This is a genomic window from Lonepinella sp. BR2474, from assembly GCF_051851555.1.
Classification (GTDB): Bacteria; Pseudomonadota; Gammaproteobacteria; order Enterobacterales; family Pasteurellaceae; genus Lonepinella.
The window spans coordinates 32,019-50,218 of record NZ_JBPDVH010000005.1 but is presented as its reverse complement, the minus strand read 5'-3'; the positions used below and the strand labels follow the sequence as shown (position 1 = coordinate 50,218).

General features: G+C 40.4%; 31 protein-coding genes. 13 read left to right on the top strand and 18 right to left on the bottom strand.

What is annotated here, in order from left to right:
- Positions 1–8: 8 nt before the first annotated feature.
- The 9 genes from ACTG7Q_RS07405 to ACTG7Q_RS07365 form a co-directional block, all read right to left on the bottom strand.
- Positions 9–1,541: a hypothetical protein gene (locus ACTG7Q_RS07405; RefSeq protein ID WP_439242430.1), complete on the bottom strand. Its 1,533-nt coding sequence runs from the start codon at positions 1,539–1,541 to the stop codon at positions 9–11.
- Entirely contained in the window at positions 1,507–1,971 is a 465-nt protein-coding gene (locus ACTG7Q_RS07400; protein WP_439242428.1) for a hypothetical protein, read from the bottom strand. The genes ACTG7Q_RS07405 and ACTG7Q_RS07400 overlap by 35 nt, the downstream gene beginning before the upstream one ends.
- Before the next feature lie 3 nt (positions 1,972–1,974).
- Complete coding sequence (locus ACTG7Q_RS07395; protein WP_439242426.1) at positions 1,975–2,307, bottom strand: hypothetical protein; 333 nt, start codon at positions 2,305–2,307, stop codon at positions 1,975–1,977.
- A 156-nt stretch (positions 2,308–2,463) separates the two neighbouring features.
- Positions 2,464–2,709, bottom strand: a complete 246-nt coding sequence (locus ACTG7Q_RS07390) for an HNH endonuclease signature motif containing protein (RefSeq protein ID WP_439242424.1) — start codon at positions 2,707–2,709, stop codon at positions 2,464–2,466.
- Between the two features lie 129 nt (positions 2,710–2,838).
- Positions 2,839–3,018, bottom strand: coding sequence for a ribbon-helix-helix protein, CopG family (locus ACTG7Q_RS07385; RefSeq protein WP_439242422.1), 180 nt, complete (start codon positions 3,016–3,018; stop codon positions 2,839–2,841).
- A 267-nt stretch (positions 3,019–3,285) separates the two neighbouring features.
- Entirely contained in the window at positions 3,286–3,675 is a 390-nt protein-coding gene (locus tag ACTG7Q_RS07380) for an antiterminator Q family protein (RefSeq protein ID WP_439242420.1), read from the bottom strand.
- Positions 3,672–4,028 carry a RusA family crossover junction endodeoxyribonuclease gene (locus tag ACTG7Q_RS07375; RefSeq protein WP_439242418.1) on the bottom strand — a complete coding sequence of 119 codons (357 nt, stop codon included), beginning with the start codon at positions 4,026–4,028 and terminating at the stop codon, positions 3,672–3,674. Before ACTG7Q_RS07375 ends, ACTG7Q_RS07380 begins: the two co-directional genes overlap by 4 nt.
- The gene (locus tag ACTG7Q_RS07370; RefSeq protein ID WP_439242417.1) at positions 4,025–4,312 is read right to left on the bottom strand and encodes a DUF1364 domain-containing protein; all 288 of its coding nucleotides are present in this window, start codon (positions 4,310–4,312) and stop codon (positions 4,025–4,027) included. Before ACTG7Q_RS07370 ends, ACTG7Q_RS07375 begins: the two co-directional genes overlap by 4 nt.
- Before the next feature lie 8 nt (positions 4,313–4,320).
- The gene (locus tag ACTG7Q_RS07365; RefSeq protein WP_439242415.1) at positions 4,321–4,554 is read right to left on the bottom strand and encodes a hypothetical protein; all 234 of its coding nucleotides are present in this window, start codon (positions 4,552–4,554) and stop codon (positions 4,321–4,323) included.
- Between the two features lie 263 nt (positions 4,555–4,817).
- Here ACTG7Q_RS07365 and ACTG7Q_RS07360 point away from each other — a divergent pair, with 263 nt between their 5' ends.
- Positions 4,818–5,537, top strand: a complete 720-nt coding sequence (locus ACTG7Q_RS07360) for a P22AR C-terminal domain-containing protein (protein ID WP_439242413.1) — start codon at positions 4,818–4,820, stop codon at positions 5,535–5,537.
- A 102-nt stretch (positions 5,538–5,639) separates the two neighbouring features.
- On the opposite strand, the gene ACTG7Q_RS07355 is transcribed toward ACTG7Q_RS07360, so the two are convergent.
- From ACTG7Q_RS07355 to ACTG7Q_RS07320, 8 genes are all read right to left on the bottom strand, one after another.
- The gene (locus ACTG7Q_RS07355) at positions 5,640–6,017 is read right to left on the bottom strand and encodes a recombination protein NinB (protein ID WP_439242613.1); all 378 of its coding nucleotides are present in this window, start codon (positions 6,015–6,017) and stop codon (positions 5,640–5,642) included.
- A gap of 60 nt (positions 6,018–6,077) precedes the next feature.
- A complete protein-coding gene (locus ACTG7Q_RS07350) occupies positions 6,078–6,626 on the bottom strand; it encodes an N-6 DNA methylase (protein WP_439242411.1) in 549 nt (182 codons plus the stop codon).
- The gene (locus ACTG7Q_RS07345; protein ID WP_439242409.1) at positions 6,626–8,002 is read right to left on the bottom strand and encodes a replicative DNA helicase; all 1,377 of its coding nucleotides are present in this window, start codon (positions 8,000–8,002) and stop codon (positions 6,626–6,628) included. Before ACTG7Q_RS07345 ends, ACTG7Q_RS07350 begins: the two co-directional genes overlap by 1 nt.
- The gene (locus tag ACTG7Q_RS07340) at positions 7,999–8,757 is read right to left on the bottom strand and encodes a hypothetical protein (protein WP_439242407.1); all 759 of its coding nucleotides are present in this window, start codon (positions 8,755–8,757) and stop codon (positions 7,999–8,001) included. The genes ACTG7Q_RS07345 and ACTG7Q_RS07340 overlap by 4 nt, the downstream gene beginning before the upstream one ends.
- Positions 8,758–8,831: 74 nt before the next feature.
- Positions 8,832–9,401, bottom strand: coding sequence for an HNH endonuclease (locus tag ACTG7Q_RS07335; RefSeq protein WP_439242405.1), 570 nt, complete (start codon positions 9,399–9,401; stop codon positions 8,832–8,834).
- The gene (locus ACTG7Q_RS07330; protein WP_439242403.1) at positions 9,391–9,522 is read right to left on the bottom strand and encodes a hypothetical protein; all 132 of its coding nucleotides are present in this window, start codon (positions 9,520–9,522) and stop codon (positions 9,391–9,393) included. The genes ACTG7Q_RS07335 and ACTG7Q_RS07330 overlap by 11 nt, the downstream gene beginning before the upstream one ends.
- Positions 9,519–9,824 carry a hypothetical protein gene (locus ACTG7Q_RS07325; protein ID WP_439242401.1) on the bottom strand — a complete coding sequence of 102 codons (306 nt, stop codon included), beginning with the start codon at positions 9,822–9,824 and terminating at the stop codon, positions 9,519–9,521. Before ACTG7Q_RS07325 ends, ACTG7Q_RS07330 begins: the two co-directional genes overlap by 4 nt.
- A gap of 20 nt (positions 9,825–9,844) precedes the next feature.
- A complete protein-coding gene (locus tag ACTG7Q_RS07320; protein WP_439242399.1) occupies positions 9,845–10,051 on the bottom strand; it encodes a helix-turn-helix transcriptional regulator in 207 nt (68 codons plus the stop codon).
- 131 nt (positions 10,052–10,182) lie between these two features.
- On the opposite strand from ACTG7Q_RS07320, the gene ACTG7Q_RS07315 reads away from it, so the two are divergent.
- The 4 genes from ACTG7Q_RS07315 (at position 10,183) to ACTG7Q_RS07300 (ending at position 13,316) form a co-directional block, all read left to right on the top strand.
- Positions 10,183–10,845 (top strand): LexA family protein, encoded by a 663-nt coding sequence (locus ACTG7Q_RS07315; protein ID WP_439242397.1) that lies wholly within the window; start codon positions 10,183–10,185, stop codon positions 10,843–10,845.
- A 7-nt stretch (positions 10,846–10,852) separates the two neighbouring features.
- Positions 10,853–11,395, top strand: coding sequence for a hypothetical protein (locus ACTG7Q_RS07310; RefSeq protein ID WP_439242395.1), 543 nt, complete (start codon positions 10,853–10,855; stop codon positions 11,393–11,395).
- Positions 11,392–12,162 (top strand): DUF1828 domain-containing protein, encoded by a 771-nt coding sequence (locus ACTG7Q_RS07305; RefSeq protein WP_439242393.1) that lies wholly within the window; start codon positions 11,392–11,394, stop codon positions 12,160–12,162. The genes ACTG7Q_RS07310 and ACTG7Q_RS07305 overlap by 4 nt, the downstream gene beginning before the upstream one ends.
- A gap of 929 nt (positions 12,163–13,091) precedes the next feature.
- Positions 13,092–13,316, top strand: a complete 225-nt coding sequence (locus ACTG7Q_RS07300; RefSeq protein WP_439242391.1) for a hypothetical protein — start codon at positions 13,092–13,094, stop codon at positions 13,314–13,316.
- Positions 13,317–13,793: 477 nt separating this feature from the next.
- Here the strand turns inward: ACTG7Q_RS07300 and ACTG7Q_RS07295 are convergent, their stop codons facing one another.
- A complete protein-coding gene (locus ACTG7Q_RS07295) occupies positions 13,794–14,123 on the bottom strand; it encodes a hypothetical protein (RefSeq protein WP_439242389.1) in 330 nt (109 codons plus the stop codon).
- A 179-nt stretch (positions 14,124–14,302) separates the two neighbouring features.
- Between ACTG7Q_RS07295 and ACTG7Q_RS07290 the strand changes: the two genes are divergently transcribed.
- From ACTG7Q_RS07290 to ACTG7Q_RS07255, 8 genes are all read left to right on the top strand, one after another.
- Positions 14,303–14,665, top strand: a complete 363-nt coding sequence (locus ACTG7Q_RS07290) for a hypothetical protein (RefSeq protein ID WP_439242387.1) — start codon at positions 14,303–14,305, stop codon at positions 14,663–14,665.
- Complete coding sequence (locus ACTG7Q_RS07285) at positions 14,658–14,960, top strand: hypothetical protein (protein WP_439242385.1); 303 nt, start codon at positions 14,658–14,660, stop codon at positions 14,958–14,960. The genes ACTG7Q_RS07290 and ACTG7Q_RS07285 overlap by 8 nt, the downstream gene beginning before the upstream one ends.
- Positions 14,961–15,008: 48 nt before the next feature.
- Entirely contained in the window at positions 15,009–15,251 is a 243-nt protein-coding gene (locus tag ACTG7Q_RS07280; protein WP_439242383.1) for a hypothetical protein, read from the top strand.
- A gap of 252 nt (positions 15,252–15,503) precedes the next feature.
- Positions 15,504–16,340: a KilA-N domain-containing protein gene (locus ACTG7Q_RS07275; protein WP_439242381.1), complete on the top strand. Its 837-nt coding sequence runs from the start codon at positions 15,504–15,506 to the stop codon at positions 16,338–16,340.
- A gap of 97 nt (positions 16,341–16,437) precedes the next feature.
- Entirely contained in the window at positions 16,438–16,923 is a 486-nt protein-coding gene (locus ACTG7Q_RS07270; protein WP_439242379.1) for a hypothetical protein, read from the top strand.
- Positions 16,923–17,417 (top strand): hypothetical protein, encoded by a 495-nt coding sequence (locus tag ACTG7Q_RS07265; RefSeq protein ID WP_439242377.1) that lies wholly within the window; start codon positions 16,923–16,925, stop codon positions 17,415–17,417. Before ACTG7Q_RS07270 ends, ACTG7Q_RS07265 begins: the two co-directional genes overlap by 1 nt.
- A complete protein-coding gene (locus ACTG7Q_RS07260) occupies positions 17,407–17,571 on the top strand; it encodes a hypothetical protein (protein ID WP_439242375.1) in 165 nt (54 codons plus the stop codon). The genes ACTG7Q_RS07265 and ACTG7Q_RS07260 overlap by 11 nt, the downstream gene beginning before the upstream one ends.
- Positions 17,572–17,688: 117 nt before the next feature.
- Positions 17,689–18,189, top strand: coding sequence for a siphovirus Gp157 family protein (locus tag ACTG7Q_RS07255; protein WP_439242373.1), 501 nt, complete (start codon positions 17,689–17,691; stop codon positions 18,187–18,189).
- Positions 18,190–18,200 lie beyond the last annotated feature (11 nt).

Sequence of the window (18,200 nt, the reverse complement as noted above, 5' to 3'; positions counted from 1 at the left end):
AAATGCAATTAAACCTTAGCCCCAATCATACTGCCCCCATAAGTCGGAGCTTTACGCAATCCCTCGTATTCTTCGGATTGCTCCGACTTCGGCATCACATAATTTAATGCAAAAGTAAATGACAAGGCATCCGCCAAATCAGGCGAATGAGCCATTTCTTTTTTACTCTGCATTTTCAGCCGCCGTGAGCTGTCGTATTCTGCTGACAACATCAGCAAATCACTTTCGAAAATATCGTTATCAGGAATGTCAGCACCATTTTCAAGCCACTGATTCATTCTATCCCACATTTCCGCACGCTTATTAAAATACGCATCAGGTTCATCCGCTTTACGGCTTGCCTTAACATCCATTACACGGTCAGTATAACCGAGTTCAACCAAGCGAGAATGTACGCCCAAACCTAATCCCACGGCATCTACAAACATCATATCGACTTTATACTCGTGGATCACATCAACACAACGTCCTACAATCGCCATTAAATCGGGTTGTTTGAACCGCCACGCTTTTAACACCTTGCGTCCTTGACGTAACACAATGGCCGTGCTGTCTTTGCCACCTGCTGCGGGGTCAACACCACATACAATCGCACCAAACGGCTCAAATTCTGCCTTACGAGCCTCTCGTACTGCAATGCTATTAACAAACGCATTCTCACTAGATTGAAATGCCTCTTCAGGGGTAATGGGATATTGCTCACGAAACAAACTCAAACGTTCTTCAGGTGACCCTTTAAACTCTCGCATTTTGGCTTGTCGCCACGCTAACTGCTCGTCATCAATACCATACAAGGCTTGATAATCACGTTCTTCAGAACTAAACTCAATTCCCACCGCACTTTGTCGATATTCTGCCATGGCCGTCCACGGATAAAACACAGGGGTATATTCGTTTTCACCACGTAAGGCTTGTTCCCACGTTTGATGAAAATATTCACCAATACCATTCGCTGTACTCTCAAGGAAAATCATGGAGTTGTCGCCACTTGGTACAGTCTGCATTACCCCTGCCGTCATATCTGCTTGGTTTTTACTACGAGAAACTTCAGACCAATGCAAGCATTGAATAGTAGAACCGTGTCCCACATTCTTACTGCCAGCCGTAGCTGTTTTAAACGCACTATCAACATCCGTAAAGGCTAATTCATTAGTGCTATTGCGGTGAGCCTTTGGCTTAAATTCATCAGGGGCGTTGTCGTGGTAACGCTTAATCATCTCAAACAGCTCTTTAGTCGCACTGTCTAAATGCGTCAACACAAGGGCTTTCGTCCCCCTGTGGTAAATCGCCCACCAATAATACAACGCCCCAATAAAGGTCGATAACCCCATTTGTCGAGCTTTCAACACAATAAATCTTGCCCGATGTTGCATCTGCATTTGGTCGTAGAACTTATCCAATAAATCCAACTGCACCGAATTTAACGCAAAGGGAATCACACCTTTGTTTTTAGTTCGAATCTTCAAACAGTAATACGCAAAGGCCTGAAAGTTACGTCGAAATTCATCACGCAGACGATCGACTTGTTCCGAGTTCGCCATTATCAATATTCTCCAACCATTGAGCAAAATCCGTTGTAGTGCCAGTGGCTTGGTTTTCTGTGCTGGCTCCTAGGGCTAAGCGACTAATTATTTGTGTATCTTTCAATGTTCCCGATAAGGCTTTCAATGCCATAGGGCTATCTATTGACGGCAGTAACTCAATAACTTTTTTGTTAATCAATTCTGCCGTTTTGACACAATCATCGTCAACCTGAGCAAGTTTTGTAGCACGATTATTAACAGAAAACTCAATGCTTTTTTGTTCCGTTTGTGATCCAATCGTGATCCGTTCATCAAGCCATTTTCCTGCTCCAGCCTTTTTGCGTAAGGTTCCGTAAGGTATGCCATTTTGTTCCGCAAAGTCTTGCATTGGTAAATTAGAATTGATGAATTGAACTTTAATTGCTAACCAATCATAAGACTTCGCCATAACCTACCCCAACAAATACCCAACGATACCGCCTAACAGCAACCCTGCCATAATCCGATACCCTAAACAACATTGACAATTCGTCCCATAAGCAAATAACAATGCTAACTGCTTGCCTTGCTTAAATGGAAACGGCAACTCTTCTACAGGCTTATCACAAATCCATGCAATCTTTTGTTCAGCAAATAGATCTTCTTCCACTTCATCATAGCCCACATAGACTAATTCCGAACTAATCGCCCTTGCTTTGGATTTCGCTTCTCGCACCGTTTCCGCTAGAATGGCTAGGGTCTGATTTTCATCGTAGAATTTATAGATAAAATAACAATTTAACATTACACACTTTTCTCTCTGAATTAAAAAAGGCGACCTTTCAGTCGCCTAAAACAAACTGCGGTCGTTACACAGTTGGTTTTTGTTGGTTAGCATAGCAAGGTAGCAAGGCTCTTCACTGTAAAATCATCTTAACTACCTGCTCCCTGCCACGCCTTGCTATTTATTGCCTTTCTTTCGATTGGCGGTACGGGATAACACTTGCAAATTACCCCTTGCATTACTGCCCCCTTTGGATAAGGGACGCTTATGGTCAACTTCTTTTCCTTTCAATGCTGACTTACCTACTTCCTTTTCCATCTCTCGACGTGCTTGATTACGTTTCGCACGGTTGGCAACCTGCTCTGGTTTACCGTGGTATTCCCGATATTCTTTTTTGTAATCTCGTTTCTTTTTAGTTGCCATAAATTTACCCAAAACAAAAAGCCCCAAGCATCTCTGCTCAGGGCTGTAAATTCTTTCGTGCGTTTAAAATGCAAAAACCGCACTATAGCTAGAATCATACAACTTCCCTGCACCGATTACAACACTTTTTTACATTTTTTCTGCAAATTCTTTCACTAATTTTGTAATCAATTGATTTTGTGGTAAACCTGTCTTTACTGATAACATTTCAATCAACGAAATCGTTTCTATATTCAACTTAAACGACTTATTCTTAATGCCACGTTTTTCTTCTGAACGTTTTTGAATTTCTGCTAATGTCATTGCCATAATAAAAATCCCTTGCTTTTTCTGCCGCACTTAGTTAATATTGGAAACCGCAGGGGCAACTCCTACATCGCCCCTTTGGATTGTCTCTAATATGCTGGCATTACCAACATCAACAAGACAATTAAGAGAAAGATTTTAGTGTACATCTCTTAATTCCTTTGTAAGCCCCACTCTACACAGCGTGGGGTTTACTGTATCTAGCACCCTTGCTAGATGTGATTATTATAGGAATTCCTACAATAAAGTGCAAGGAATTTTTTAATCTATTTATGCCAACATCACACATTGATGACAATGCAACATCAATTTTAAACTCGTTTCAGCCGTTCGAATGTGGTAACGATATGTTCTATCACTCAATCCAAATCTCGTTAAAATCCCCCTTTGCGTCACCACCTTATACTTATTCCGCAAATCATACACTGGCAACCGATACGCATAAGTCGCCATAAACAAATCATACAACTCAGGTGTCACCTTTTTCATCACGCAAACACAACGGTCAATCTCCATTGCCAACTCGTCCTTAATCGGTACCACTCTCCTTGATTTCATCACTGGCGGAACAGGAATACTCACCGACAAATTCGGATATTCTGTACCTAATCGTGGCGTGGCCCAATAACCCCATTGAATACAAACGTCTTTAAAACTCATACTACCGCCTCAATCCGCATTCTAATCATCCCACCATCACGTACCACTAACTGCTTTCGCACTCGTAAATCAACAATCAGGCTATCATCTTCAATAATCCCTGAATGAGTCAACCCATCTAACAACGCTTTCAAAATATTATCCACATCACGCTTTCGCTTATCAGGCGGAAACATCAAAATATCAATAGACACATTGCCTTTTATCAACTTAAACGGCTCACAGGCTTGTTTACAGCTTGCCTGAAAGGCTTTCCCTTTCTCTGAAATATAATGCCGTCCATCTCTCGTATGTCGCCAATAGGTATTCACACTAGGCGGATAAGGCAAGGTGATTTCGACCCATTCGCTCATAGTTTCCCCTCTCGCTGCAAAATCGCTTGTGTACGAAATACACCCTCAGCATGAGCTAATCGTACAAAATCCGTTTCCAGTTTTCTTGTTCGACGGTCGCATTCGTCGTGGCAGCTACTGCAACACCACGCCCCGAAAATATCATTCGGCTTTTGCCCCATACCATTTAAGCCCGCCATACGATAATGAGCCAATACCACGGTTTCAGGATTGCCATTACACACACCGAATAATCGTACTTGGCACTCACGGCCTTTGGCCTCTTTTCTTAGATTTATTGTCATTGCTCACCCTATAAACGCTGTTTCAGTTCGTCAGTAAAAGTCTGATCTATGTCTAAAGATCGGGCTTTTTTCTTAAATTCTCGCTGATTAAAATAAACAGCAATATCTCTGCACCAATAATCAAACCGACGTTGCGGTCGCTCCATTGAAAGCAACTCATCCACAGAAAATTCATCACTAAATTCTCGTGAGAAAGTTTGTCCATCAATCGTCATCTTAATTTCAACAATTACTTTTTTCATTTTTCATCTCCCCTATTGACACCCATAATTTTTTCGTTTACTCTTTTTAACAGGTCTCAAAACCTTACAAGCGGTAATCCGCAACCGAAATCCTTTGCGGTTTTTTTATATCTAAAAAATGGTAAAACAATTTAATCTATGATCGAGTGGGCGACTAATACAATACCCGAAAGGGGAATACGTCCAGCTTCTTGTAGGCTTTTGAGCCACTCGATCACCCTATTTCGTAGGGTTTATTACTCAAAAAATTACAAGGATTTCTTATGTCACATTTAACCATTCTCAACACTTCAATTCGTACTATTGATAATCTTTATTCTCTAAACGATCTTCATCGTGCAAGTGGTGCTGAAGATAAACATTCACCATTCCGCTTTATGCGTAATGAACAGACAAAAGATCTTATTACCGAGATAAATAGCCAAACACCAAATTTGGTGGCTAGTAAAATTATTCGTGGTGGAACAGATTTAACAATTCGTGGCTACTGGGTCTGTAAAGAACTCGTTATCGCCTATGCTGCTTGGGTAAGTTCCAAATTTCATTTAACTGTGCTACAAGTATTCTTAAATCAAATGGAATCTCAACCCAAACAACCTACACTGCCAACACCCAAACCCGAACCATTGCTTTATCGAGCATTAACCGAAAGCGAATGGTTGCAATTTGCCGCTCACTGGTTCGCCTTGTATAACACCCTAAATCTACTCTCAGACTTAGAAGAACCATTGCGAGCTATCGGCTCTACTTTCGCCGTCACGGCTTATACACACGCTCACGAATACGCCAACAATTTAGGGCTAATGAAACGTATTCTTGAACCAATGCTAGAAGATTTAGAAGTCGACCCGATTGACGAACCTTTTAAATACAACGCTCTCAAAACCCTAAGAGAGTTCAAAGTAAAAGGCATTGCCAATGCGGTACGCCTATCAAATCAAACCCCAAGACCAGTTAAAAACTACGCCTTGCCCCAAAACTAACCCTAAATCAACCGCACTTCGGTGCGGTTTTTTATAGCCACAACACCGCCACCGCTAAGGAAAGGCAAGTTAAAAACACCAACATCTCTAACATATCAATCATTATTTCCACCGTTCAGGAACCCACTTCCAATCATTAAACCGTACCCTATTTTCAACGCCCCAACTGGTTACATATTCAATCAAACTCGCCATACGGCTAACGCTCATTTGTGCTGAACTTTCCCGAATATTGACAAATTCCCCCTCTAACCCTGCCACAATCTCAAAGCCCTGTTTAGTGGCTTGTGCGTGAGCAGAAATAAACAACACTTTCCATTGCTCCATACTGAGCTTTCTACCGTGAAATTCGCACTGATTCGCCACGTCTTGGCACATTGCATGGAACTTAGCATTCTGTTCAAGGTTACGAGTAATCGGCTTAATCTGCACCACTGACGGCTTTTTATCATCAATGGGCAACGTGCGGATAAACTCAATTAAATTTTACCGCACTTGCTCGGAGCGTAGGAAATATTGTTGATTCGCCATTCGCTACCCTTAAACCCGAAACTGATACCCAACAGTCATGAAAAACTGACTTGTACAGGCTTTTAAATCCCATAGGTAATAACCTAAAGTCATATTTTCATATTCATCATCGACTAATACTCTAGCAAATGCCACAGTATCATTTAACGCATTCGCACAACGGATATTGCTAGATAAAATAATATCAACCAACTCATAATTCAGATTCACCTTGGCGACTTTTGCCAATTCAACAAATAATTCTTTCAAACGTGAACGGCACTCTAAAACATTGTCTTCTTGAATATCCACACCATAAAGCGATCCTAGGCTTTCATAAAACATAGCTGTTAATTCAGGATCTGTTTCCCTGTCTTCAATAATAAACCACAGCTTACGATTTAAAATCTCCACTAAAAAATTCCCAATTCCACAAGATGGCTCATAAAACGTAGTACGATGATTAAGACAATTGTCGTAAACCATATCCAACATTGCTTTCACAATTTTCGTTGGCGTAAACACTTCACCAAAATCTTTCACTCGTTGTTTTGAAATAATCAAATCTTGTTCTGCCATTAATTCCCTCTCCCCGAATAATCTTTAGTAAAATTCTTCTTGCCGCTTGGCTGTTCATTTAACGCCTCTTGGGCCATTCGCTGGTCGCATTCGATAAACTGCCCTTGCTTAAATTCCACATACACCGTTCCCACCGTGCCAAAGCGGTTTTTGGTCACAATCCATTCGGTATATTGATTCGGCTCGCCGTCCTCTTTGTTGCGTTTGTTATGCACCATAATAATTTGGCTTGCATCTTGCTCCAGACTACCACTATCACGTAAATCGCCATTGCTTGGGCGACTGCCGTCAGCATTACGGTTTAACTGGGCCAACAACACAATCGGGCAATGTTGGTCTTTGCAGAACGTTTTTAACCGCTCCATGGTTTCCCCGATTTGATAAGTGCGGTTAATTCTGCCGTCTAATTTGCCGTGACGAATCAAGCCCACATAATCAATCATAATGGCTTTCGGCTTGCCGTGTTCCTGAATATGCCGTTCTGCAATAGCCAAAATATCGTCCACGGTTAAACCGCTTTTATCCACAATGAAAAACGGCTTATCTTGCAAAATCGTAATCGCTTGGCCAACCGCAGAATAATCCGTGTTCGTCATCCATGTTGGGTTACGCAATCGCACCGAACTCACACCGCTCACACTAGCAATCATTCTGTCCATAATCTGCTCACGGCTCATTTCCAACGAGAAAAACAACACTGCTCCGCCTTGGGTAATAATATTTTTCGTGAACGTAATCGCCGTTTCGGTTTTACCATTCCCCGCACGACCGGCCACAATGCAAATATCCGTGTCTCCAATGCCACAAAGTTTATCGTCTAAACAAGTCACCCCAGTAAACAACAACTGCTCTTTGTAGCTCGGCTGACTGCGTTTTTCCATCAAATCTACATAACCGTTTAACAAGCTCGACATGGCCACTGGCAACACCTTGCCGTCACGGACAAGCAACTTGCTTAACTCTGCCAACCCTTGTGTGGTAATCTCGTCCAGTTTATCGTCACGAGAACGGTTTAATTCATCCGCCACTTTCAAGATAATTTCCTGAGCTTTGCGGCGTTGGTGAAATAACCGTACTTTCTCCGCATAACCGTCCAAATTGGCGGCACTCGGTGTCTTGCGTGTAATATCCGCCAACATGGCCAAGTCCTGACCATAATCCGAATTCAGCAACACAATATCAATCACGTTGTCTTGCAAGGCTTGACGCTGAATCGCCTCGTACATAAACCGTAAATTGGCCGTAGCAAACATCTCAGGCATAAGCCATGTCAATACATCACGAGCGGCTGCGGTTAAGCCACCAAGCAATAACGAGCCAACCACGCTAAATTCCACCTCAAAGGTCACGGATTGAATATTTTTAGGGTTTGTCATAGCGAATCCTCAAGTGTCTTGGTGAACGTCTCCGCACGCATCACATAATCGAAATTGGCGACCCAACCAGTTTTGCCACCACCGAAATAAAACCGGTCTTTTCTGGCACTGACCTGTCGCAAGAAATCATTAAAATAATTTCTAAACGTCTCCACGTCACAGGTGCCGAATTGCTGATTGAGCAGTTTGGCAAGGCTGAGTATCTGTCGCCGTCGTTTGTCGTTCAACACTCGGACTTGTGAGATTGGGGTATCTTCCACACAATCATTAAATTCAACCACAATCCCAGCGTAATCCACGCTCAGTTTTTTATTTTTAGGCAAAGATGATTTCTCTGCCAACGGCGGCCCGTCGTCCTCTGCGTTAGCAGATTCCCCATTTGGGGGTAAGGGGGAGTTTTTATTTATATTTTTATTTATATTATTATTTATATATTTATCTGTCGGATTTGAATCCGAGTTTTTCGGATCTATTTCCGAGTTTTTCGGATCTATTTCCGAGTTTTTCGGATCTATTTCCGAGTTAAAGCTGTTCCAATCCTTACCCTTTTCAGTTAAACGGATTAAATCTTGACCATCAATTTTGCAATATTCAATCAATCCCTTTTGTTTCAAATCAATAAAGTGACGATAAACAGTATCTTTTTTGCTATAAAACAATGGTAATTGTTCAATTATTGCACTTCGAGAAACCCAATAAAAAACCGCACCGTCAACAACAATTTCTTTTGCCCAAGAACTTGCCTGATTAAGCAAATCAAATAATGCCCCCTGATTAGCATTTAAGCCCCATTCAAGGCATTTCTGGTTATTAATGTATGTGGAAAATCTCATTGTATTTCTACCTTAGTTCCTTTGCGTGAATTGCAAGAACGGCACATTGTTTGTAAATTATCTAGTGTGGTTTCTCCACCTTTAGATTCTGGGTGAATATGATCGCAGGTTAAATCAAGGTGAGTACCGCAAGAAACACATCTATATTCATCACGTTCAAAAACCTGTTTTCTTAAACGATTGGGTATTTTTTGTTTTTTAGGTTTAATTATGTTATCGGCATTTCTATGTTTATAGCGAGTATCTAAATCTAATTCATTTGATATAACTTCCAGAATCTCACTACCATATCCATCACCATAACGCCAAAAATGCTTAATGACATCACTATATTCATCAATCATATCTTTCAGTAATTCTTTTGCGTAAGAATCGGATAAAATCCCGCATTCATATAATGCTTTATTAAATATATCTTCTGATACTCCAAGTTCTTCCAGAACTTCATCAGGAGGAACGCCACAATAACGATAATATACGGTGACGATTCTTAATTCTTGATCAGATAATTGCGACATGTATTCATCAACAATAGAATTTGGCATGAAAAAACTATCAACAAACATCAAAAATCTCCTTATTCAATTCTGCTAGGCGTTTTTCTAACAACCGCTCCCAATAACGTTGCAACAGCACATCAATCCGCACAGGGCGATTAAAGCGTTTTAGTTGTTTTTGATTATTCATTCATCCCCCAAATACTTCTCACGCAAACGGCTATCCAAGCCATTTAACGCCAGTAATAACAATTCAAATTCCTTACGTTCAACGGCAATGTGCGTGGACTTATCCACTAACCCAAAACCATTGGCCGCAATGAAATTCAAAGCGTTTGTTAATTTCTCACCATTCTCACCCGTCAAACGGCAAAGCGTGGACGGATCGCAATCCATACGGTCTGCCACCTCCACTTGCTTTTGTGAGCGGTATTTCTTCATCAAAGGATCGGCAAGTTGCCTTGCGGATCTGGTTAACGTATTGCGTGCCATTGCGTTTGCCTTTCGGTAAATTAGTTCTCAACAGGGAAAATATCTTCCAGTGACACATTTGCACCTTGCTCATTTAGCTTTTTCACAATCTGTTGAGCAGTGAACAAAGAGGGAGTACGTAAACCTAGCTCATAATATGAAATACTATTTTGCTTACGTCCGATCATCTCTGCGAGCTGATACTGTGTCATACCAACTTTTTCCCTTGCTTTAGCAAGATTACTCATTTAAAACCCTTTTTGTGATTAAATTACCTTATATTAAATCACATTAAGTGATGCAAATCAAACACATTTTGATATTAGATGAATATAACAATGAGTGATATGATCGACTAAATTTGAATGGAGAAACCAAAATGAAAACATTAGGCGAAAAAATCAAAGAATTCAGAAATCAAATTGGGCTAAATCAAGCAGATTTTGCAAAGAAATGTGGAGAACTAGATAGACGTGATCGAGCATGGGGACAATCTCGTATAGCCAATTATGAAACCAATGCCAGAGAACCAAGCCTAGATGACATCAGAATTATTGCCAGAGCGTTAGGCATTAGCCCTGCTGATTTGGCTTTTACCGCTGATAATGTTACTCCTATAATCTTAAGATCAAATAAAGTCCCATTAATCAGCTACGTCCAAGCGGGCATGTGGACAGAAGTCAACTTAATGCAAGACAGCGAAGATTTTGAATATATCCTTACCGATTTAGATGTATCTGGTGATGCCTTTGCCTTGAAAATCAAAGGCGACAGCATGGAACCTGATTTTATCGAGGGTGATACCATTATCGTTGACCCGAAAGTTAAACCCCACGCAGGCGAATTTGTGGTGGCCCAAAATGGTGAATATGACGCTACATTCAAGAAATACCGTCCACTACAAGACTTTGACGACTACGGCAATCAACACTTTGAACTGGTACCACTTAACCCTGATTACGACAAACTCACCACGTTAAAACAGGATATTCGTATTGTGGGAACTATGGTTGAGCATCGGATCTATCGGCGGAAACGGTAGGAAAAATATGGCAAGTATTAATGAATTAATCATTCCACAATGGGAAATTGATGACATTATGCAACAAGAAAAGATTGTCAATTTCAATCATGCTATATGGAGTAAAAAGCAATTTAATCAGCCAGAGCCAGCCTGGTTAAAATTGACGTTACCTGTTTTTGATGAAAATCAACTACCTATTACCCATTTAAAATTACAATGGCAATATCGTCCAGCAAGAAGAACAGGCTTAATCCCTGAAATGAATTTTATGGCAATGTATAAAAACCGACGATTATTTGCGGTAGATCAGGGGCAAAATATCGCTCACCACAACGCATTTATTGATGTTTTTCCTACGCCACCAACACGTATTGAAGGCTGTCACTATCACTTATTACACGAAAAATACAACCAAGAAACGGGTTACCCCATAGAAAAAAAGATTGAAAAAACAGATGACTTTTTCTTTTTTTCGGAGTATTTTTTAGAACAATTTAATTGCTCTTATACGGGTAAAATCCCCCACCCAATTTATAGCAATAATGGACAAATGGAGTTAAGTTTATGATATGCAATAGTGTTTTATCGCATTTAGGCTATGATTGCCAACCGTTATCAAGCGGATTGGTAAGAATTAATACGCCATTTTTCCAAGATGATGGTGATGTTATTGGCGTGTATATTGAACAATTAGGCGATGATAAATTTTTAATTACTGATGACGCAAAAACCTTGATGAACTTAGAAAGTCGTGGTGTTTCAATTTCCACCAAACGCTTTAACTATATCAAACAAAATTTATCATATAGGGGGATTGAACTCAATCAACGGGCGGAAATAAACAGTGTAAGCAATTCTGTTACGCTTGCTCAACAGTTACAAAAAGTAATCCAAGGCTCAATTATCACGGGTGGCATGGCTCTAGATTGGTTTAGCTTGCCTGAAGATAAATTTGAAAAAGAAGTGAAAGGCTTATTTCGTCAAAAGAAAGATGATTTTAGTCAACAGCTCACCTTTGACAATAAATTTACAGGACTAAGCGGTCACATTGTAAATGTCCCTATTCTGCTACAAGGTTCAAACAAACCCAATAAACAAATTTTTACTGTTAGCGTAAAGGCCCAAGGAAACTGGAATAGTGCGTATAGTGTATTAGGTAAAATGACTGATTTGACCGATCCTACAAGCAACGCTCAAAACACTCAACAATTTGTCATTATTGACGACCACAATGTAGGCGACCAATTTAACAATCTTGTCTTACTTTTTAACGCACAAGCTCAAGTACTGCCTTATCAAAAACAGAATATTTGGCTGAATAAGCTCGCAGCATAACCCAAACCGCCCCACGGCGGTTTTTCTTTGCCAACAAAAAAGCCCCACATAATGCAGGGCTTGAACTTAGTTTTTTAAACAGCAGGTAGGGATTGGAAATGGGCGACTTTTCGCACGAATAATTCTCCCTGTTTTAGGATGCTTATACGACCAACGAAAAATCACACCGTGGCAACCACCACAATGTGAACAGTAAAAATGTTCCATTATAATTGCTCCGTCGAAAGGAGCTTACAAAACTTTCACCTTTACTTAACGCTTAAATATCTGTAAAATATTCAAACTTTCTCTTCCAAGAAAGGCAAAAGAGAACCAATAGCTCCACGAGAAATGGCTCTTTTGCGGTTAAGGTCATCACAAAAGATTTTGAAAGGTTCCATTGTGATAACCGTTTATTTGGCCCTAAGGGTTGCAGCCCTTAGGGTTTTCCTATATCTAGTAGCTAGAAAAGATTAATAACCACTAGATATTGTGTATGCTACGACAAACTGAGAATAAGATCAAGTGTAAAACATTGAATTTGATCACATTTTAGCGAGAATAAACGCCATACAGCCGATTTAATCAAAAATCCTATTCATCCTATCACTTCAAAACAAAACCTCTCAAATCGCCCCAAATTTGCTTTAATCACGTTCCAATAATTCATATCACATTTTCCTCACCATTAGGGGAATATTCCCCTAAATAAAAGAATATTCCCCTAAATTTCCACCGCACTTTTCCCCAATTAGCCACTTTTAGCTATTCATCTGTTTAAAAAACAAGCAATCAAACACATTTCTTAAAATTTTATTTCCTTAAAAATCAACCAAATAAACACAAAATGAAATTATTTTAATAAAAATATCACAAATTGTTATTTACAATTAAATCACATTGAGTGATAATACACACATCAAAACAAAACACCCACTAAGGAAAACAAAATGAACATCGAATTAGGCACAGAAAACACCCCATACTTAAGAGGCAAAACAATGGGAACTTGCAGAATTGAAGCAGCTTACAACTACTTAACCGAAAAAGTCATCATCAAAATTATGTCAATGGTTGATAACCGAGTAAAACAAGCTGAATTTGACCACGCAGAAGCCAACGCTACTTGGGCAAACTTAACAGGCGACAACGAACCCTTATTAACGTTCTGCTAAGAATCTTTATCAAAGCCCTTACCAAAGGGCTTGAATAAAGGTTTTTAACCACCCGAAAGGGATTGCTCTTTAACAATTTAATCAAAACTTGCTATTGCCAGATGGTGATGAGTTAGTCAAAGCGTGGAAGACCCTATAGACCCACCGCTCAAACAGTGCTATGTGAAAGCCATAGCCCGATAGCAAGTTTAGGCGAAATCTGGTCGCACATAATAAGGTGCAAGAAAGTAGCCGAAGATAACCCTAGGGTTGGGGATTCCCCTAAAAATCCCCATTCAAAACCGCATTTATTGCTTAATTTAAATTAGTAGGAAGGGTAAGTTAATAATTGAAAGGTGGCTTTAAGTGCGGTTTTGAATAACATCTCAATGGTCGGAAAGAGATAAAATACCACCATCCGTCACTACTAATGACATACCCCACGCAAGTGGGGATTTTTTAAGAGACTAGATAAAAATGAAACTAAAACAATGTTTATTAATTCTGCTCATGATTAACTTCAACCCTATCGGTTTGTGGCTTAACAGTTTGACGATTAACGCATTTATGGAAAATCGCATCAACGATGTCCCAAAATATGAGAAAACCTTGCCAAAAAGCTGTCGCTGCAACGAAATAGAACAGGTAGAGAAAAACATAAGGCGGTAACCCTGGCAATGGGTTTTCCATTAAATAATCTTGCATATCAATGGGAATATATAGCCAACAAAGAATAAACGACAAAAGCCATGTGGTAATACGCATAATAATATTATCAAAATGCTCCTTTAGAATTGAAATAACAGACGGGATTAATACTTCCCACATACTGAAACTCCTTTGTTGAGTGAATGAATTTTGACACTTCTATTCTACTCTATTGCCGAAAAGCTGCAAGGGAGTTTCAATATGGGGGCTTGACACCGCCCCCACTCCGCCCTATAATACCCCCAATTTCAAGCCGTCCCAAACGGCTTTTTTTACACCCAAAATTCACGGAGAACAGAATGAATCAAATCTTCGCAAGATTTCAAAATGTAGAAGGAATGAATGCAAAATCAAATGTCATTGTATCCCTGTTGTGGCTGTTCTTCCTAACCCTTACCGCCACAATAACAACGGCAATATGGATTGAAAACCCTCTTTTACTATACAGCTTAATCGCCTTTCTCACCGTTGAAATCGTTACTATTATCAGCGTTTATATTTACTTTGCCTTAAAAAATCCTGATTGTTTACGCTCCGAAACCTTTACCTTAAACAAAATGGCAATAGAAAAAGGACATATCGGCGACAACGGCGTAGGAATGGTAGAAAATCGCCCAACACCAACGGAAACACCAGTTATTATTGGGGGACAAAATGGCTAAATATATCATCATCGTAAATGAAGATTTAAGTGCAAAAGAAAAAGACCGAATTACCCATTATTTCCAACAACATCAAGCCAACATCTGGCATTGGATAAGCAATGTATGGCTAATTATTGACGAACAAAAGACGCTTGAACGTAATCAAATCAGACAGGATTTGATGAATTTGATTTCAGCAGGACCCGTCTTGGTCTTTGAAACAAACGAACCTAATTTATGTTCAGGCTTTGCCCCGCAAACACAAGCACAATGGATTATGAAAAACTGGGTAAGTGAAGAAATAAAATTCTAAATACCAGTTTACAAATCAAACCAACCGCCCAAAACACAAGGAAAAACAATGCTTCTTGACATCAAACAATACAAAAACTGGCTTATCCGCTACGCAGAACAAAACCAACTCACGTCCGAACAAGCGGCAGAAAAACTCATTGCGGATGCCTTGTTAGAAGACCACGACGCACAAGAAAACGAAGCCAATCACGAAACATTCAAACGTGTCATTCGTGGCAGTTTGAATGAATTAAACGTCAAACAACTTCGCCTAGTGTGGGAACTCATTTGCCAATTACAAGGCAAATAAAAACCTTGACACTAAAAACCAACTCATACTATAATCCGCCCCAAGGTGTCGAAACCTTTATCTACTGGCGGAAAAGAACAGGTCGCCAAAGCGACTTTTTTTATATCCGAAACCCAGACTATGTCGGGGGGGCGACTAATACAACACCGCAAGGGAATAAGTCCAGCCTAATCCAGTAGAAGGCTTTCGAACCCCCCGACACCTAATGTCGAAATTAGGTGAAATTATCGAAAAACTACTGGAGAAACCCAAATGACTACTCAATTAGCCATTCTCAATAACTCAATCCGTCAATTAGATAATCTTTATTCATTAACAGATCTACATAAAGCCAGTGGCGGAGATGAAAAACATAAACCAGCCTTATTTTTACGTTTAGAACAAACTCAAAATCTAATATCAGAAATTGAAAATGACAAAGTACAGATCTGTACTATGGCTGTCAAAACCATTCGTGGCGGTAAAAATCCAAGCACATACGCTTGCGAAGAATTAATACTCGCCTACGCAACCTGGATTTCCCCGAAATTCCACCTTGTTGTCTTACGAGCGTTCATCGCAATGCACCGTGGCGAACAAACCGCGGTGAAAATCGCCCCACTTTCCAAACAGCACCAACAAAACATCAAAGAGTTAGTGATGGGCAGAGCCAAAAGCCTACCGAAAGACCAACAAGCGAGAGCCACCATTACCCAATGGTCAGCACTCAAAACCCATTTCGGCAAAAGCTACAAAGACATCAACGATGACCAATATCTCGAAGCCATAAGCCTACTCGCACGCCTACCGCTAGACGGCGAACTCCTGCTAGACCAACCCCAAGCCCCACAAACAGGCATTGTTCTCACCCCTGACGAACTCGCCCTACTGTTGCGGTTATGGTCATCCAGCACCAACCTACACGAAAGCGGACACCACCTACTCCGCCGACTCAACGGCTTACTGGTCGGGCGTGAAGTGAACAGCCTACAATTCAACGTAAGGCTCCACACCGAACTACTCAAGGCAATTCATCCGTTAATTGAGCGACTAATGCCCCAGGTACAACAACCCCCAAAAACGTTGTTACTAGGACACGCAAAACACTAGGAATTACCACCGCACTTTACGCTTTGAAAATCAAAGTGCGGTGAGTTTTAACCTGAATTTAGGAATTTGTACGAAAAGCGAACGCAAGGACAATCCCATGAAAACGATTTTAGTTATAGACGACCTTGATTTTATTGAGATACCAAAAATAGGACAAGATGTTAAAAAAGCCACCTTGTTCACTGGCAAAACATTACGAGAAACCGCCCTAGATTTTGGTGCGGTAATTGTCAACGGCAAACTCATTCAAAACCGCTACGGCGATTTAGACATGCCGATTGAAGAACTATATCAACCCACTAAAGGAAAACCACCTATGAAACAATTAAAAACCTACTTACAAAACATTCTAACCGGCTTTGCTGTTGCATTCTTATTTATCGCCTCCATAGCCATTATTTCCAGTTGCCAACCCGCTCACGCTACTGAAAGCGACTACGCTACCCCACAAGAACGTTGTGCTGACAAAGGCGGAATATGGCGTAACGAATATTGCCACCCAAGGGATATGACCGACGCAGAAATCGAAGAGGCCCAACGTTGGGTGACATTGAAACAATTGGAAATACGAGAGGTGAAATAATGAAAGTCGATTTCAAAACCTATTTATACATTACCCCTGAAAGTAAATACCTTGCCAAGCTCGTGATTAATGGTGAGTTTTACTGCAAAACAGCAGTGTTTGATGAAAAGCGACATGCGATTGACGCTATCAATAAAGAGATTAAACGCTACAACTTTGAGCATAAAACCAGAATCCCATTAATGACGACATCACACCGAGTTGTGTTGTTAGCTCTGGGCGTGAATGATGAAAAAGGCAAGGCCAAACAAAAAGCCACGGCACAAGTTCAGGCACAAGCTGAACCAGAAGAAAAGCCCAAACCAAAAACACTACCCCGTAACAAACCTTTCACGCCTTACGGCATCATGGGTTATTTCATGGATAAACAAGGTAACACTCGCTTAATGTTAGACCGTAGATGCAATGCAAAAACTGTTACACTTGATTCTGATTGGGTGTTAACCATGGCAGACATTATCAGAAAAACACAGGAGCAACAGCATGAAAGATAATTTTAATGCTTGCCAATGGGCATGGGATAACATGGAGCCAGATAACTACGAAGACCGTATTTATTTCACCATGGACGAAGATTATGACGAACCTGATTATGACTATGACGGTGATTGTGATTACTGGGCCTCAAATTGCTACGACAGAGGCTAATTATGTTGGATGTAGATAAACAACCCTTATGGGAAAACCCCGAAACTGGCGTAGTTTATACCGTTTTACCAACGGACATTCAGCGCTTAACCGATATTTTAACAGAGGAAAAAAACCATGAAACTATACGAACTCACAGAACAATACAAGAACATTGCAGAACTTTTGGATAATCCAGAATTTACCGAAAATGAAGATGTTTTAACCGCACTTCAAAGCGTACAAGATGACTTCGACCACAAAGTGCAACAAATCGTCTTCCTTGCGAAAAACATTGAAAGCGAAATTGACCCAATCGACCAAGAAATTAAACGCTTACAGGCAATGAAAAAAGCCAAAGCTAACAGCGTAGATAACTTGAAAGGCTATCTAAAACACAATCTACAAACGACAGGTATTCACAAAGTCGATTGCGGATTATTCAAGGTTGCCTACCGTGAAAGCGCACAAAGTGCGGTGGAAATTGACGAAGATTTATTCTTGGCCAACAACACTAGCGAAGACTTTGTGACGGTTAAAATCACCCCAAACAAAACCGCCATTAAGCAAGCGTTAAAAGATGGTGTGGAAATACCAGGGGCGGTATTGGTAGACAGTCAAGTGTTGACGATTAGATAAGGAGTAGCAAA

Bases quoted from the DNA above. Each gene is read 5' to 3' on its own strand.
- ACTG7Q_RS07405 (WP_439242430.1), bottom strand. From the start codon at position 1,541: ATGGCGAACTCGGAACAAGTCGATCGTCTGCGTGATGAATTTCGACGT.
- ACTG7Q_RS07400 (WP_439242428.1), bottom strand. From the start codon at position 1,971: ATGGCGAAGTCTTATGATTGGTTAGCAATTAAAGTTCAATTCATCAAT.
- ACTG7Q_RS07395 (WP_439242426.1), bottom strand. From the start codon at position 2,307: ATGTTAAATTGTTATTTTATCTATAAATTCTACGATGAAAATCAGACC.
- ACTG7Q_RS07390 (WP_439242424.1), bottom strand. From the start codon at position 2,709: ATGGCAACTAAAAAGAAACGAGATTACAAAAAAGAATATCGGGAATAC.
- ACTG7Q_RS07385 (WP_439242422.1), bottom strand. From the start codon at position 3,018: ATGGCAATGACATTAGCAGAAATTCAAAAACGTTCAGAAGAAAAACGT.
- ACTG7Q_RS07380 (WP_439242420.1), bottom strand. From the start codon at position 3,675: ATGAGTTTTAAAGACGTTTGTATTCAATGGGGTTATTGGGCCACGCCA.
- ACTG7Q_RS07375 (WP_439242418.1), bottom strand. From the start codon at position 4,028: ATGAGCGAATGGGTCGAAATCACCTTGCCTTATCCGCCTAGTGTGAAT.
- ACTG7Q_RS07370 (WP_439242417.1), bottom strand. From the start codon at position 4,312: ATGACAATAAATCTAAGAAAAGAGGCCAAAGGCCGTGAGTGCCAAGTA.
- ACTG7Q_RS07365 (WP_439242415.1), bottom strand. From the start codon at position 4,554: ATGAAAAAAGTAATTGTTGAAATTAAGATGACGATTGATGGACAAACT.
- ACTG7Q_RS07360 (WP_439242413.1), top strand. From the start codon at position 4,818: ATGTCACATTTAACCATTCTCAACACTTCAATTCGTACTATTGATAAT.
- ACTG7Q_RS07350 (WP_439242411.1), bottom strand. From the start codon at position 6,626: ATGGCAGAACAAGATTTGATTATTTCAAAACAACGAGTGAAAGATTTT.
- ACTG7Q_RS07345 (WP_439242409.1), bottom strand. From the start codon at position 8,002: ATGACAAACCCTAAAAATATTCAATCCGTGACCTTTGAGGTGGAATTT.
- ACTG7Q_RS07335 (WP_439242405.1), bottom strand. From the start codon at position 9,401: ATGTTTGTTGATAGTTTTTTCATGCCAAATTCTATTGTTGATGAATAC.
- ACTG7Q_RS07330 (WP_439242403.1), bottom strand. From the start codon at position 9,522: ATGAATAATCAAAAACAACTAAAACGCTTTAATCGCCCTGTGCGGATT.
- ACTG7Q_RS07325 (WP_439242401.1), bottom strand. From the start codon at position 9,824: ATGGCACGCAATACGTTAACCAGATCCGCAAGGCAACTTGCCGATCCT.
- ACTG7Q_RS07320 (WP_439242399.1), bottom strand. From the start codon at position 10,051: ATGAGTAATCTTGCTAAAGCAAGGGAAAAAGTTGGTATGACACAGTAT.
- ACTG7Q_RS07315 (WP_439242397.1), top strand. From the start codon at position 10,183: ATGAAAACATTAGGCGAAAAAATCAAAGAATTCAGAAATCAAATTGGG.
- ACTG7Q_RS07310 (WP_439242395.1), top strand. From the start codon at position 10,853: ATGGCAAGTATTAATGAATTAATCATTCCACAATGGGAAATTGATGAC.
- ACTG7Q_RS07305 (WP_439242393.1), top strand. From the start codon at position 11,392: ATGATATGCAATAGTGTTTTATCGCATTTAGGCTATGATTGCCAACCG.
- ACTG7Q_RS07300 (WP_439242391.1), top strand. From the start codon at position 13,092: ATGAACATCGAATTAGGCACAGAAAACACCCCATACTTAAGAGGCAAA.
- ACTG7Q_RS07295 (WP_439242389.1), bottom strand. From the start codon at position 14,123: ATGTGGGAAGTATTAATCCCGTCTGTTATTTCAATTCTAAAGGAGCAT.
- ACTG7Q_RS07290 (WP_439242387.1), top strand. From the start codon at position 14,303: ATGAATCAAATCTTCGCAAGATTTCAAAATGTAGAAGGAATGAATGCA.
- ACTG7Q_RS07285 (WP_439242385.1), top strand. From the start codon at position 14,658: ATGGCTAAATATATCATCATCGTAAATGAAGATTTAAGTGCAAAAGAA.
- ACTG7Q_RS07280 (WP_439242383.1), top strand. From the start codon at position 15,009: ATGCTTCTTGACATCAAACAATACAAAAACTGGCTTATCCGCTACGCA.
- ACTG7Q_RS07275 (WP_439242381.1), top strand. From the start codon at position 15,504: ATGACTACTCAATTAGCCATTCTCAATAACTCAATCCGTCAATTAGAT.
- ACTG7Q_RS07270 (WP_439242379.1), top strand. From the start codon at position 16,438: ATGAAAACGATTTTAGTTATAGACGACCTTGATTTTATTGAGATACCA.
- ACTG7Q_RS07265 (WP_439242377.1), top strand. From the start codon at position 16,923: ATGAAAGTCGATTTCAAAACCTATTTATACATTACCCCTGAAAGTAAA.
- ACTG7Q_RS07260 (WP_439242375.1), top strand. From the start codon at position 17,407: ATGAAAGATAATTTTAATGCTTGCCAATGGGCATGGGATAACATGGAG.
- ACTG7Q_RS07255 (WP_439242373.1), top strand. From the start codon at position 17,689: ATGAAACTATACGAACTCACAGAACAATACAAGAACATTGCAGAACTT.